Origin of the sequence: Oscillatoria sp. HE19RPO (genome assembly GCF_024220515.1) — a bacterium.
In the GTDB taxonomy this organism is placed as follows: Bacteria; Cyanobacteriota; Cyanobacteriia; order Cyanobacteriales; family Laspinemataceae; genus Laspinema.
The window spans coordinates 1-15,279 of the sequence record NZ_JAMXOT010000249.1 but is presented as its reverse complement, the minus strand read 5'-3'; the positions used below and the strand labels follow the sequence as shown (position 1 = coordinate 15,279).

Genomic DNA, 15,279 nt, shown 5'->3' with positions numbered 1-15,279 from the left:
TCCAACAAATAAATCATCCTTGCTTTGATGCGATCGCACCTAACAAGGCTCTTTTAGCCCGCGCAGGCGGGCTTTGTCCGTGTAGCCCCAGGCTTGAGCCTGCGGGTTTTTTGAAGGTTTTATTTTTTGGAGTTCCCTAATAGTAAATTTTTACAAAGAAAGCGAGCATTTAGCTCGCTTTCTCTATTACGAAATGATGGAAATTTGCTACAACCGGCAGGGTCAAAAACCTGTCGGTTGTGGCAACTTCTAACAGTTCAGAGGAGTTTAATTTTCCTCGTCGCTTCCGTTGTCGGTGGTGAGGTCATCCTCTTCACCGGATGCGGTGACTACATCAACTCCAACTTCCATTTCCATGTCGGTTGCGTTGTCCGAGGTGAGAGTGTCTTCTTCACCGGATGCGGGAACTAAGGCCACTCCAGCGATCGCATCGGAGGAATCGAGACGCTGAACTCGTACCCCTCGGGCCGATCGCGACTGAGAAGAAATCGCCTTACTCGCCTGCCGAATAATAATCCCGCGATTGGTCACAATCATCAATTCATCATCTTCATTGACGATTCGTAAGGCCGCTAGACGGTCTTTTTCATTGCGGAACTTAATCGCACAAACCCCTTTTCCGGCCCGTCGTTGTAGGCGGAATTGCGTCACAGGAACCCGTTTACCAAACCCGCCGGTGGTAATCACCAAGGCCCAAGGACCCGGATAGGAAGAGGTTTCGGCACTGTTTTCTTCTTCCCCTTCTGTTTCCTCAGTTTGCAGATCCGTTTCTTCCTGTTCGAGTTCTACATCGAGTTCTGTATCGAGTTCTACATCGAGTTCGAGATTTTCATCCTCGATCGCCTCCTGCATTGCGGCAGTCACTTGGGAGGGGATCACATCCATGCTAATAATATTATCCCCTTTACGGAGGTTCATGGATTTCACCCCTCGCGTGGCCCGACCCAGAGGACGCAGTTGTTTATGATCCGCTTTGAAATGAATCGCCATTCCCTTCGCCGAACCGATGATAATAGTATCTTCCGGTCGCGATTTCCGAACCCAACGCAATTCGTCGCCCTCGGATAAAGAGATGGCAATTAATCCATTAGCGCGGATATTGGAAAAGGCCGAGAGGGCAGTTTTTTTAATGTAACCACCTTTAGTGAGCATCACTAAATATTCTTCATCGGAGAATTCTTCCACCGAGACGAGAGAGGTGATTTTTTCCTTAAAGGGAATCGGCAACATTTGAGTAATGGCCATGCCTCGGGCGGTGCGAGACCCGGTGGGAATTTGATAGGCATTCAGGGAGTACACCACCCCGCGATCGCTGAAGAACAAAATGGCATCATGGTCGCGACAGGTTAAGAAATGGGCAATCCCATCATCCTCTTTAATCTTCGCCCCAGATTTGCCTCGGGTAGCCCGACTTTGGGCCTCGAAGGTATTCACCGGCATCCGCTTGATATACCCTTGTTCTGTAATCATCACCAGGGCTTTTTCATTGGCGATTAAGTCGGTGACATCAATTTCCCCTTCGGCGTGTTCGATGACCGTGCGACGGGGGGTGGCAAACTTGGTTTTGAGTTCTGCCGCTTCGTTTTCAATGATTTCTAAAACCCGTTCCCGCCTTGCTAAGATATCCCGCAAATCGGCGATCGTCAGTTGCAGGTCCTCGTGCTCTTGTTGAATTTTATCCGCTTCTAAGGCCGTTAAGCGGCGCAATTGCATTTGCAAAATTGCGTCAGCTTGGACTTCAGAAAATTCATAATTGGCGATTAATTCTTGTTTGGCACTGGGGGTATCTGCCGCCCGTCGAATCAGTGCAATAATGCTATCTAAATTCTCTAGGGCAATTAACAATCCCTGTAACAGGTGGTCCCGTTCTTCGGCTTTTCGCAGTTCATAGCGCGTCCGGCGTTCGATGGTTTCGATGCGGAATTCTAGGAAGACGGTGAGGAACTGTCTGAGGGTGAGTAACTGCGGTTCGCTGTTGACCAGCGCCAGCATATTGGCCCCGAAATTGGCCTGTAAGGGGGTTTGTTTATACAGGTTATTGAGGACGACGCGGGGGTAGGCATCGCGCTTGAGTTCGATGACGATTCGCATCCCGTCGCGATCGCTCTCATCCCGAATATCGGAGATGCCTTCGAGACGTTTTTCATTCACCATTTCGGCGATCCGTTCAATCATCGATGCCTTATTGGTTTGGTAAGGCAACTCGGTAATCACGATCGCATCTTTGTCCGGACGTCCGCGATGTTCGATGGTTTCAATGGCAGCCACGCCGCGCATGGTAATCGAACCCCGTCCGGTGGTATAGGCTTCCCGGATGCTGGTGACGCCCAGAATCTGGCCCCCGGTGGGAAAATCTGGGCCCGGGATATATTGCATTAACTCAACATCGGTAATCTCTGGATTGTGGATCAGCGCCACTAATCCATCCATGAGTTCTCCCAAGTTGTGGGGAGGAATGTTGGTTGCCATCCCCACGGCGATGCCAGAGGACCCGTTGAGTAAGAGTTGAGGGACGCGGGTGGGTAGGACAATCGGTTCTTGCTGCGATCCATCAAAGTTATCAATGAAATCAACGGTTTCTTGGTCGATATCCCGCAACATGGCATCCATGCTCAGGGATTGGAGACGACATTCCGTATAACGCATGGCTGCCGGAGGGTCGTTGTCAATGGAGCCGAAGTTACCGTGACCATTGATCAGGGGCGATCGCATGGAAAAATCTTGGGCCATCCGCACCAAGGCATCGTAAACCGCTGTATCCCCGTGTGGATGGTACTTACCGAGGACTTCCCCGACCACCCGAGCGCATTTACGAAAGGGGCGCTCAGGGGTCAAGCCCAACTCGTGCATAGCATAGAGAATCCGCCTGTGTACAGGCTTGAGACCATCCCTAGCATCTGGGAGCGCCCGACCCACGATCACGCTCATGGCGTATTCGAGGTAGGACTGTTGCATTTCATTCCGCAGATCCGTCGGGATTATCCGCTCCTGGGAGGTGGTCATAAGATGAAAAACTCCAAAAATGTGAGACTAAATAACAATGAGCTACAGAACCGATTTGATGCTACCTCGCATCGAAATATTGCTAAATTCTGATTAATATTTTAACATAGATTGACCAAATTTTGCCCCAAATCTGACGGCTTAAAATACCCTGATTTGTGGAGTGTTATTTGAGGGGGGATAATTATCAGTGGAGAGGAGTCATTTGTCCTTTGTCATTTGTCATTTGTCCTTTGTCATTTGTCCTTTGGATTGTGGAAGACTCAGGGCCAATGACCCATCACCAATGACCAATGACCAATGACCAATGACCAACGACCAACGACCAATCACCAACGACCAACAACCAAGGACCAAAGACCAATGACAAATGACCAACGACCAATGACAAATGACCAACACCTGTTTTCTGTAATTTACTCGGAAGAATTTTTAGACCATGATACCGGGCGATCGCATCCGGAACGTCCTGCTCGGTTAACGGCCATTGTCGAAGCGTTAAAAGCCGTACCCTGGGCCAGTCGCCTGTCCTGGCACCTGCCGACCCCGGGACATCAACCCTCGGTTCTCTCGGCGATCCAGCGGGTTCATACCCCGCGCCACATTCACGAAATCGAAATCTTAGCCGAATGTGGAGGGGGCCGGTTAGATATAGATACCCCGGTTTCTCGCTACAGTTACGAGGTGGCCCTGCTGGCGGTGAGTGCCTGGTTGGATGGCGTCGATCGCGTTTTGGAGACGGGGGAACCGGCGTTCGTGTTGGCGCGACCCCCGGGACATCATGCCGAAAGCAATCGCGGTATGGGATTTTGCCTATTTTCCAATGCGGCGATCGCCGCCACCCATGCCTTAGAAAAACATGGACTGCAACGAGTTGCCATCCTGGACTGGGACGTGCATCATGGCAATGGCACCCAGGAAATTGTCGAAAAAAATCCCCAAATTGCCTACTGTTCTCTCCATCAATACCCCTGCTATCCCGGGACCGGCGCAGCGGATGAAACCGGCCCTTATGATAACATCCTCAATCTTCCTGTCCCAGCAGGCAGTACCCTCGCCGAATATCAGGTGTTGTTTGAGAAAAAGGTGATGCCATTTTTGAGGCGGTTTCAACCGGATTTGTTGCTGGTGAGCGCCGGATATGATGCCAATGCGGCAGATCCCTTAGCCCGAATCGACCTGCAACCGGAGGATTACGGCATCCTCACCGATTATTGTTTGCAACTCACCCGTCAGATCGTCTTCGGATTGGAGGGAGGATATCACCTAGATGCCCTGAGTAAGTCCGTGGTTGCCACCATTGCTCGCTGTCTGGAATTATCCTAGAACTTCTTGGCCTTTGGTTAAAGAGGGTGAGCTTCCCTCTTTTCCCCCGGATTTAGGAGTCTTTGCCGATTTTAATTTTCGGAACATCCAACCCGATCTCTGTCATCGCATCTCGCCATTTGTCAATCCGGGTTTGAATCCGGTCTCTATTTTTGGTAGAGGAGGTAATCGCTTCGCTAAACTCGGGGTCTTGACAGACTTTTTTGAGTGCTTCAATAATCTCGGTTTTGCTGCTGCGAATGTCCTCAGAATCGACATAAGCAAACGAGAGCATGATTACATCATAAATAGCGCGGTTGATGGATTTTTCCCATCCCGTATCAGGATTATAGCGCCGGAAGGCTCCGTAATCAAAAACCGCAAACACATCATCAATGGTTTTTCTAAAGATTTCGCGATGATGCTCGATGGTTTCATCGTCAAAATGGATTCCCTGTTCTAGGTATTGATCCAGGAATTTCGATAAAGTGCCGCGATAGGCGACTGGGTCGAAAAAGAAGGCAAAAAAGCGCAAAATCATTTCGCAATCTTGCATTCGTTTATCGATGCTCAGAACCCGGCGAGTTTTTTGGAAAACCTCATCCTCGGAGAGTTCTAAAATTAAATCATTCAACTTGCCGCGATAGACGCTGTTGCGGATTTCCTGAGCATTCAGGGGGACAAAGCCCGTATTTAAGCGCTCAAAGACATCAAATTTAATATCCGGGTGGGATTCCTTGAGGATGACAATACAGCGAATGGTCCGCGAGAGGAGCAAGCGCTGGTAAGAAACCTCAAGGTCTTGAAATTGTTTGCGGTTAATGTCGGGGAGAATTTTTAACGCCCGGAGGGGAAATTCATTATTCAGAAACCGATAAATCGCGGTCAACCGTTGTTGACCGTCAATGACGCTATAGGACCCATCATCTAATTCCGCAAAATAACAGACGGGAATGGGAACATTCAGCAGGAGAGATTCGATCAACCGACTGCATTTTGTTTGGTCCCAAACTTGCCGACGCTGAAATTTATCGGCCAAAACCAGAGTCTGGTCATCAATCTGAGCTTTGAGCGATCGGATCACGAAGTCATAAGGATGAGTCACCAGCTTTCTATCCTTCACTGGGATATTGAGTTCCTCTTCTAACTCTTCTTCGTCTTCCTCTTCAAATTGATCCTCAAGTAGTTCCTGGCTATCTTCAACTTGAGTGCCAAGACCGTCTTCTAGCATTGCCTCCCTCCTTATTCTCTGCATCGCTTGCTTTCTACTGCCCTAAAGGTATCTTTACTTCGAGACTGTTTGGCTCTCCGGGGATTGAACCGGCAAGACCCACGGTTTACTGTGGCAAGCTTGTTTTTACAGTGTAACAGTTAGCTGAACTCCAGGCGTTAGTTGAGTCTAGGTTTGAGGGGGATTGGGGAATGGGTGACCCATTCCCTGAGAAAGGGGGAGTACAGATGTAGGGTAGGCAATGCCTAGCCTACTCTATATTTAGGCTCTAGCTTGACTGGGGTCAGTCCGATCCGGGAAAGAGCGGGATTGAACTGGACAAATTGCGCGGTTGAAACCCAGTGTTTAGGGTGGGGTGCGTGAGTCGAGTTAGCTTGATCCCAACATCACCAGAGAACAAGAAAGCTCTTGGACAACACTTGTGGTAACATCATCCATCTCTAATCCGGACATGGTGCGCCGCTTTGTGGCTTGGAGAATCACCAAATCATAGCCGATCGCCTCGTTGAGAATCGCCCCAGGGATATCATCATTCGGCGCAATCACAATCTGAATTTGGGTCGGATGACTCGGTGCTAATTCGGTGATTAAAGCCGAAAGTTCAGCCCGGATGCGAGCATTCACCTCTTCCGGGGTGCGCCGATCGCAAACATGGAATAAGGTCACCTGTCCCCCATTCATCTGGGCTAAATTATAGGCAAACCGCACGGAAAACACCGCCCGGGCGACCAGATTATCTACCAACACTAAAATTCGTTTCATTTGCAGGGGTGAACCGCGCAGGCGCGTCACCGCTACGGGACAATGCGCCGTCCATAAGAGGCGATCGATGACGTTCCCAAATAATCTCGCCCGCAGGGTGGTGGTTTCTCCCCATCCCATCACAATTAAACGGGCTTTTTGCTCTCGACTGGCATGAGCAATTCCCTGGGCGATATCATCATCAATCCGCACTGCTGGTTCGGCTTTGACCCCAAATTGTTGAGAGAGTTGTACCGCTGCGGCGACTAAATTCTCACTGCGAATCAGGGCGGCATCCACCGCTGATGCTTCCATGTTTGCCATCACCCGGGCGATCGACAGGGGCACGATTCGGCCCTCTTCTCGACGCACCAGCAATGCCGCCATTTCCACTAAATTCTTTTCGGTTTCTGGGTTATAAACCGGCACAATCACCGTAAATGGACCATGCGGCTGATTTCCTTCACCAAAAGGCGTTTTCACCGCCTCCAAATTGGTCGTCGGTGGGGTCAAACTAGCTGCCGCCCGCGCCGTTAAAAATGGCCCTAATGTGGCGGTGACTAACATCATCACAATCACCGTATTCAGGACATCCTCACTCAACAAGCGCTCTCCCAAAGGGTTCAAGGCGTTATATCCCACAATGGTTGCCGCCAGGGTTGCCGCCACCTGGGGAATAGACAGGGACCAAATTGCCAGAGTCTCGGCGCGAGTGTAGCGATACAGCAGTTGAGTCAACAATGCCGCGACTAATTTACTGACTAATAACCCTGAAATAATCCCTAGGGTAAACTCAAATGAAGTTAGGGTGACGATAAAGGCGGGGAGGTCAATTAATAGCCCTAAATTTACCATGAAAATGGGAATAAATAGGACACTTCCGACAAACACCACCTTTTCTTTCACCGGACCGGAACCCATTGCACCATTCACGGCCATTCCGGCTAAAAATGCCCCAACAATTTTTTCCACCCCAATGATTTGAGCGCCAACTGCGGCCAAGAAAACGGCCAGTAATACAAACAAAAATTGGTTGCCTTCTTCATCTCCAGACCGCCGAAAAAATTCCCGTCCCGCCCAGTCAAACCCAAACAGCACAATGCCGGTATAAAGGGTTAACAGGACGAGCATGATTGCCAAATTTACGAGACTAAAATTTCCGGCATGAACGCTGACGCAGACCGCTAAGACTAATAAAGCCGGAATATTGGTAAAAATGGTCCCGCCAATGGTCACCATCACCGCTTCATTTCCCATCAATCCCAATTGACTCAAAATCGGATAACCCAGAGGGGTATGGGAAGAGAGCAACGACCCGATTAACAGGGAAGCATTCCAACTAAATCCGAAGAAGCGAGCAATAAGTGTTCCGGTAATTAGGGGGAGTAAAAAGGTGATGGTTCCAAAGCCAATGGAGCGATTTTTTACCTTTTGAAACTCGGTCATATCCATTTCCAAACCCGCCACAAACATCAGGTAAACTACCCCAATGTCGGACAGGAGTTTCATGGTTTCTGATTCCGGCTGTAACAGTTGCAATCCATTGGGTCCAAAGGCCACTCCAGCCGCCAATAGGCCAATTAATCCGGGTAGTTGTAGTCGTTCAAAGAAAATTGGCACGACTAAAATAACCGCCAGCAGAACGGCAAAGGCAAAGATGGGTTCGTTCTTCAAAAAGCCGAGGGCGAGTTCCATGCAGGTAGGAGGCTGAATTTTTTTTATTCTATCTCAGGGTTTCCGGATTTTACATAGAGGCGATCGCCTAAATGGGTCCGGTGCTTTCACCCCCTGACAAAACCTAGGTAAATAGTAATTTAGATTACAATTTTGGCCCGGTCCAGGACGCAGATTCCCCGGCTAATTTTGCGGGTTTATCCGGTTATTTCTGACGGGTCCAATGCTAACTGTTCGATCGCCTTTACAGTCCGCTCTAATTCAGCAAATAACCCGGGATTAACCCCTGTGGGACGAAAGGCTTCCACCAAGGCGCGATAATACCAGAGTGTCCCGGTTTTCCTCCCTTTGAAACGGTCCCAAACCTCCTCTCCTATTGCCCGATAATCCTGTAGAATTGACCGGGCATTGTGCAGTTTATCCGAAGCACTCACCAACAGGACCGAGGGGGAAGCGGTGGGAAGATGGGACAGATAGAGTTCTTTGCGCTCTCGCCAGGGGGGTTTTGGGGTAGAATCGGCATCAGTGCAAGCTTCGACAATTGTCGCCACGGCATCTCCAAAGCGACGGCGAATTTCTGCCCCGGTAGCGGCCCCCCCTTGGTCCTCGATCGCATCATGGAGTAACGCCGCGATCGCCTCCTCTTCATTGGCCCCATATTCCAAGGCAATACTGGTTACCCCCAGTAAATGAGCAATATAAGGCACTCCCGAACCTTTGCGTTGTTGGTTCGCGTGGAGCTCTGCGGCAAAGGTTAAAGCTTGATTAAAGCGATTTGATAGCATGGGTGTCCCTTCCAAAGAACCGAGTGAGGATAGGCTGGATTTTAACAGGTTCCCGCGACTGACTCAGGGCAAACCAGAAACTGGGGTTTTCAGTGAATGGACTGAAAAATCCCGGATGGGATGCCTATCCGTAGAGTTACTAAAACAATCAACCCCAATTTTCACGGACCCGTTAAATTATGATAGAAAGATGTGAGGCAAAATGCTCCGGATGAGTCTAGGGACTTTTCCTGGATCGAGGTCAAAATCAGGTTTAATTTAGGCTAAACTAAACCCATTACCCTGGTGAGTGTACTTCAGCCAAAATTCCCCCTGGAGTCATCCTTCGGCTTAAAAAAAGCACCGGACCCTCAAGAATCAATCGCCGCTTTCGACTAGATTGCAGTTATTATGGAACAACAACAGCCCGAAGATGTAGCGGCTTACAACGAACGCTCTCTAAATACCCTATCCAGGGCGATCGCCTTGTCTGCCGAACAATTTGCCATCATTTTGGTGCGGTGCAATTATCGGCATTTGCAAACAGAAATGCTGCAACGACTGCGGGAACGATGTCCGGTTTCTGTTCCCGAAATCCATTTACCCCCGTTAAGTACCACGTTATTTGGGAAAATGATTGAGGAATTTGGGGAATTGCCCTCACTCCCCGGGGTGATGGTTCTGGGATTAGAATCCGCAGTGGCGATCGATGAATTATTAATTTCCATTGATTTAGTTCGGGACGAATTTCGCAAACAATTTCCCTTCCCTTTAATCCTCTGGGTAACAGACGATTTGCTTCATCGCATCACCCAATTTGCCCCGAATTTCAAAAGTTGGGCCGGACCCTCCATTAAATTTGAAATTCCCACCCCTAAACTGATTCAACGCTTGCGCCAAACCGCCGAAAATTTATTTAACTGTATCCTAGAAGCCGGGGCGGACCAACTGCAAGTCGGTGCTGCCATTGAACTGTTAACCCACACCCATCGCCAGGAAATCGCCTGTGCGATTAAAGATATTGAACGGACGGGGGAGAGTCTGGACCCTTACTTACAAGCCTGTTTAGATTTCGTGCGGGGTTGGAATGCCTACAGTCATGATGAACTGACAAGCGCCCGGGAATTTTACCAGCGCAGTCTCGCCTTTTGGCAAAAAGCCGTCCCCACCCTCTCGGATTCAGAGAATCCACCCCAGGAAAACTCTACCCGCAATTTAGAACGCTATGGCTGTTTGCTGTTTTATCTCGGTGCTTGCTGGCATCGGGAAGCCTTGTTACATCGGGGGGCCGCCCTGGCAGCCTACCGGCAAGCGCGAGACTATTTTCAGCAATGTGTCGCCATCTACCAACAAGCCCACCGCCCGGATTTGATGGCAAAATTTATCAATGCCCTCGGGGAAGTGCTGCAAAAACTCCGGGACCATGATGGATTGGAAGAGGTGGCATCTGTTGCGACTCAACTGCATCAAGAATATCCCGACCCGATCGCCGAGGCGCAGGATTGCGGCTATTGGGGGGAAGTGGCCCTCTGGAATTCCCAATGGGAGATCGCCAAGCAGTCCGCCTTAAACGCCCTCCAGATTCTGGAATCCTACCGCACTACTGCTCTCACCCCGGAAAAACGCAGTTTCCTAGAATGGTCCGCCCAATATCATCGCGGCTGGTATTTATTATTATTAGGGAGAGCTCTGTCGGCACTCAGTGAGAGTACAGCAGCCATCGCCACCATAGAGGAAGCCAAATCCCAAGCCCAACCGGAAGGTAATCCTCAATTATACAGTGAAATCCTCCGGGAATTGCGATCGCTCTATTTCAACCGAGGCGATCGCCTCACCGCCTTTGCCCTGAAACAGGAACTCTACGCCCTAGAACATCAGTATGGATTTCGCGCCTTCATCGGTTCCCAACCCCTGCAACCCCAACTCCACCCCCTGAATCCCACTCAACTGCTGCATCTCGGTATTGGCGATCGGCCCTTTCCCCGGAAACAGTATGCCGGAGAAAGTCTCACCGGACGAGAATCTGAAGTCGAATGTGCGATTACCCGCATTGGCCGTCCGGACTACAAACTCACCCTGATTCATGGTCCCGCAGGGGTCGGCAAATCCTCCCTGTTATCCGCCCAATTAGCCCCCGCCTTACATCAAAAACAAATCGGACTGCATTTGGCATTACCCCTGGTTATCTCGATTCAAGGGGATTGGTTTCCCGGCGCAGTTGAGGTATTTAATCGCGCCTTTGTTCAGATGGGATTACCCATTGTGGACATCACCGAGGAGCAAAATCGCATCCCCATTCTGCACAACCTCTGCGATCGCCTGGGAGAAAATGGCGATCGCAACATCTTAACCGCCCTATTATTTGATGTCGATGCAGACTTATTTGATAGCGCCTATGAGTCACACCGCCACCTGTTTTATGAATTTTTGCACGACTGCTTGAACGTTCCTTTTGTCAAAGCAGTCGTTTGTTTGCGGACCGAACATCTGGCTGACTTACTCGAAAACGAATCCCTGCGATCGCTAGAATTTATCAACCGAGAGACCCGGGGAAATTTGTGCTATCATTTGCAAGACTTATCCCTGGACACCGCTCACCGGGCCATAATGGGGTTAACAGAACAGGCTGAATATCCCTTAGAATCGGAACTCAGCGAGCAATTAGTCCGGGACTTAGCCCCAGGCACGATCGCCGAAGTGCGAGGGCTGATGTTACAGTTAGCGGGCACCCAACTGGAAGCCGAACAGATTACCACCCTCAGCGCCTATCAAGACTATGGCGGCAAAGCAGCCTTACTCCGAAGAGGCATCCGAGAGGCCATTTCTGACTGTGGGGTAGAAAACATCCAAATCGCCCGATCTGCCCTGCAAACCCTCGCCAAACCCACCCCAGACTGTGAACAGTCACCCACCCTGCCCTATCCCTGCCGCAAAACCCTAGAAGAACTCACAACCGAAATCGGAGGCAGTCCAGAGAGATTACAGATAGTGCTGGAAATTCTAGTCCAGTCGGGCTTACTCTTCCGCCTATACGATAATACCCCAGTTCCCTGCTATCAACTGGTAGATCGGGAGATTTGCCGGATGGTATGGCAGGGGTAATCCGGAATCTGGTTTTTAGAAGAACCCTACACTCTCGGCGCGGACTAATACGGAATCCGGTTGTCAAAAGTCTATCAAAACCCACAGGCTTAAGCCTGGGGCTATACGGACGAAGCCCGCCTGCGCGGGCTAAAAACGAAAATCGACTTTTACCAACCGGATTTGGTATAAGGGAAAACGGGCTTTTAAAAACTAGCCCTGTCAAGGTGGTAAATCGAATCCCGCCTCATCCGGGTTTCTTGTAGGGGCGTATTGCATACGCCCTCTTTATCCGCCAATGGAATCCCGCCTCATCCGGGTTTCTTGTAGGGGCGTATTGCATACGCCCTCTTTATCCGCCAATGGAATCCCGCCTCATCCGGGTTTCTTGTAGGGGCGTATTGCATAAATGAAAGGGCGTATTGCATAAATGAGAGGGCGTATGCAATACGCCCCTACAAATACACCTTTACAGGGCTAGCTTTTAAAAACCAGTTTAGTATAAAAATCGGGTCAATTTGATGCTATCTGAATCGCCTTTACAAATCTAACGGTTGCAGCAGGGCGATCGCATTACATCCGATATAACCGACTGCCAAGGGGGATTTATCCGATAACAACGCTAGAACATTCTGCAAGGTTTGCGGTAGAGTCGCGCCATAGATTTGCCAGAGGTTCTCACGCAGTTGATTGATGATTTTATCGCCTGCAATATCGTCGGTTCCGGGTCTGACTAACATCAGCGATCGCAATACTTTAAAATATCTAATATCATGACTCTGCACCACCCGTTGCATTTCCGCTGTGGCACGTTCGACTAATTCATCTTGGACTGTTTTCATCACCAAGGGTTGCAAGGTGAAGGCAGACGACTCTTCCCCAAACCAGGATTCTAATAAGGAACGCCGCTCTAAATTGGCAATTCCTTCTAATAATGCTGCCGGATCGACTAACACCAGAAAATGAATTTGCAATCGGCAAAATGAGACGGGTTCTTGCCAGATTGCCAACCAGTACAGAATCTCTCGTTCTAAATCAGATAGGCGTTCCAATTGTTGGTGCAACAGGTTTCGTAATCGATCGCCGACAATCAGGGTATTTTGATTCAGAAAGGCGGCGACATTTCCCCCAAATACGGTTTGAATCAAGGGGGTGACAATTTTTAGGGCGAAGGGATTCCCTCGATACAGTTGAATTAAGGCCGAAATTCCTAATTCTTTCCCGGTCAATCCTCGGGATTTTAACAGGTCTACAGCAGCAGTATTTCGCAATCCCCAAAGGGTTAAACCCTGGCAATTTTGGCCTTCTAAGGAGATGGCTTGAGGTGGTTCGCGAGTGGTAATCAGAATGCAGCTTTGATGCCGATCGCGACTTAAGATTTGGAGGAAATGACTGTATTCTGTCTCTAATTCCCGTGATTGTAAGACCGCTTCTAATCCATCTAAAATCAGCAGATAGCGCCGGTGTTTTAGATGGTGGAGTAATTGGGTTGTGCCTTTGGCGAGATTGGTGACAGAGGTTCCTTCTAAGGTGGAGAGGAGACTATCCAGGAGTGCTTCGACTGAGGGGGAATGGTGTAGCGATCGCCAGATTACTCCCTGGAATTGTAGTTGAATGGAGTCAGCCAAAGCCAGAGTAAGGGCGGTTTTTCCGATGCCACCGATGCCGGAAATGAGGATAATTTTGGCAGTGGGAATCCATTGTTCCAGTTGTGCCAATTCGCGATCGCGTCCGAAAAACGAGTCTAAATCTGGCGCTTCCTGCCAGTCTCGGATGGGAGGAGACTCGGGGATTGCCGGATCGAAATCCGCTTCACAGGGTTCGGCGATCGCCTGCCAGTCGCTAATCCCCACGGCAGCACAAATGGCGATGAAAATTTCCCGTTGAATGCGATCGCCATGCCAAAACCGGCGTAAGGTAGCGCGGGAGGTATGAGCATCCTGCCACCATCGCGCCGTACTGGTTTTTGTCCAACCCAAACGCTTTCTAGCGCGATCGGCGACTGCCAATCCTTCCGTCGATGCCTTCAGCGACTTTGACATACTTCCGACCTATCGAAGGATAACATTAATCCGTAAAATTCAAGAGACAATCCATGATAAAAATCTACGGAGGTAAAAACCCCCGTAGAATTCGTATTAAACGAGATTGTATGAGCCAATCACTTATGCCAGTCCCACTAACTTAGCACTCAGTTCCCACATCCGCTTACCATTATCATTATCCCGCGCTTGGGGAGAAACCCGTTGGACAAAAGATTTTCTATCTTTTTTCTGACGATTTCCCCAACTCCAATAAGCGCCGGATTGTTTGTATTCCGGATCGGCAACCACATCCGCCACTCGTTCTCCCGCTAAATCCTGAGATACATATCCTTTAGTAATGTATTTTTGGAAGATAGGGAAGATTTTTTGAAAGAGGGGATAATGGTTCCGGAATAAAGGCGTTTCCGCAACACATCCGGGATAAAGAGAAGTAAAGGTAATTCCAGTGGATTCATGATAGCGTTCATGAAGTTCGCGCATGGTTAAAACGTTGCAGACTTTGCTATCTTTGTACGCCTTAACAGGTTCAAACTTCTTGCCGTCAATCATCGAGTGCGGCTCTTTGAATCCCTCAGCAAACCCTGTGAAATCCCCTAAATCCGGACGCGGGGGAATTTTGCCTCCGAGTTCATCGGGGTTGTGGGTGACAGTTCCCAGGATGACCATGCGCTTATCTGGCGCAGGCGATCGCTTCATATCCTCCAACATGACATTGCACAGGAGGAAATGACCCAGGTGATTCGTCGCGACACTGAGTTCATACCCTTCAGGACTCCGCAAGGGTTCCTTGATTAACGGCATATAAATAGCCGCATTACAGACCAAAGCATCCAGGGTCCTCCCCGTAGCGCGGAAGTCATTAATAAACTGACGCACGCTTTGTAAGGAGCCTAAATCGATATGGAGTATCGTGTAGCTGTCCGGAGACATTCCCACAGACTGGGCGGCTTTTTCAGCTTTGGCTAAATCCCGACAGGCCATGATCACGTGCCATCCTCGCTTCGCCAGGGCTTTTGCGCCGTATAAACCGACCCCGGAGGATGCGCCCGTGATGACGACCGTTGACTTTCGATCTTGTTCCATCGGTAGAGAAATGAGTTGACCGTTGTTGACTACCTCTAGGATCTCATATTGCGATCGCGATGGTAAACTAAATTTTCCCCGGGGTCCTGGGGTCCTCTAGTCCAGGTCCCTCCTGAACTGTTCCGGGGACGTCTTGGCAAGGTGGCGGGTTGGCACTCAGGGTCAGGAGATGCTGACTTCAACCCGGCGATCGCCACCCAAAAATCAACCCCTCAACTCCACACCCGTTGCAAATTCAACACAAACCCCGGTAACACCGTCTCCCCAGATAATTGACTCGGATTCACCACAATTTCCACCCCTTGTCCGGCGCGATAAATCTCCACCTGTTGCTGTTGCGGGTCAATTAACC

At 49.7% G+C, this 15,279-nt stretch carries 8 protein-coding genes and 1 pseudogene; 2 read left to right on the top strand and 7 right to left on the bottom strand.

Annotated elements, in window-relative coordinates:
- Positions 1-267 precede the first annotated feature (267 nt).
- Positions 268-3,003, bottom strand: a complete 2,736-nt coding sequence (gene gyrA / locus NG833_RS21320) for a DNA gyrase subunit A (protein WP_254567284.1) — start codon at positions 3,001-3,003, stop codon at positions 268-270.
- Between the two features lie 402 nt (positions 3,004-3,405).
- Here gyrA and NG833_RS21315 point away from each other — a divergent pair, with 402 nt between their 5' ends.
- Entirely contained in the window at positions 3,406-4,329 is a 924-nt protein-coding gene (locus NG833_RS21315) for a histone deacetylase (RefSeq protein WP_254567286.1), read from the top strand.
- Between the two features lie 52 nt (positions 4,330-4,381).
- On the opposite strand, the gene NG833_RS21310 is transcribed toward NG833_RS21315, so the two are convergent.
- From NG833_RS21310 to NG833_RS21300, 3 genes are all read right to left on the bottom strand, one after another.
- On the bottom strand, positions 4,382-5,539 hold the full coding sequence (locus NG833_RS21310) for a DUF262 domain-containing protein (RefSeq protein ID WP_254567283.1): 1,158 nt from the start codon (positions 5,537-5,539) through the stop codon (positions 4,382-4,384).
- 369 nt (positions 5,540-5,908) lie between these two features.
- The gene (locus NG833_RS21305; protein ID WP_254567282.1) at positions 5,909-7,975 is read right to left on the bottom strand and encodes a cation:proton antiporter; all 2,067 of its coding nucleotides are present in this window, start codon (positions 7,973-7,975) and stop codon (positions 5,909-5,911) included.
- Between the two features lie 176 nt (positions 7,976-8,151).
- Positions 8,152-8,739, bottom strand: coding sequence for an HD domain-containing protein (locus NG833_RS21300; RefSeq protein ID WP_254567281.1), 588 nt, complete (start codon positions 8,737-8,739; stop codon positions 8,152-8,154).
- A gap of 390 nt (positions 8,740-9,129) precedes the next feature.
- On the opposite strand from NG833_RS21300, the gene NG833_RS21295 reads away from it, so the two are divergent.
- The gene (locus NG833_RS21295) at positions 9,130-11,820 is read left to right on the top strand and encodes an ATP-binding protein (RefSeq protein ID WP_254567280.1); all 2,691 of its coding nucleotides are present in this window, start codon (positions 9,130-9,132) and stop codon (positions 11,818-11,820) included.
- A gap of 518 nt (positions 11,821-12,338) precedes the next feature.
- Here the strand turns inward: NG833_RS21295 and NG833_RS21290 are convergent.
- The 3 genes and pseudogenes from NG833_RS21290 to NG833_RS21280 all read right to left on the bottom strand — a co-directional run.
- Positions 12,339-13,841, bottom strand: coding sequence for an NB-ARC domain-containing protein (locus NG833_RS21290; RefSeq protein WP_254567279.1), 1,503 nt, complete (start codon positions 13,839-13,841; stop codon positions 12,339-12,341).
- Between the two features lie 123 nt (positions 13,842-13,964).
- Entirely contained in the window at positions 13,965-14,927 is a 963-nt protein-coding gene (locus tag NG833_RS21285; RefSeq protein ID WP_254567278.1) for a protochlorophyllide reductase, read from the bottom strand.
- Positions 14,928-15,139: 212 nt separating this feature from the next.
- Positions 15,140-15,279: pseudogene (locus tag NG833_RS21280) on the bottom strand (Uma2 family endonuclease); the annotation flags it as partial.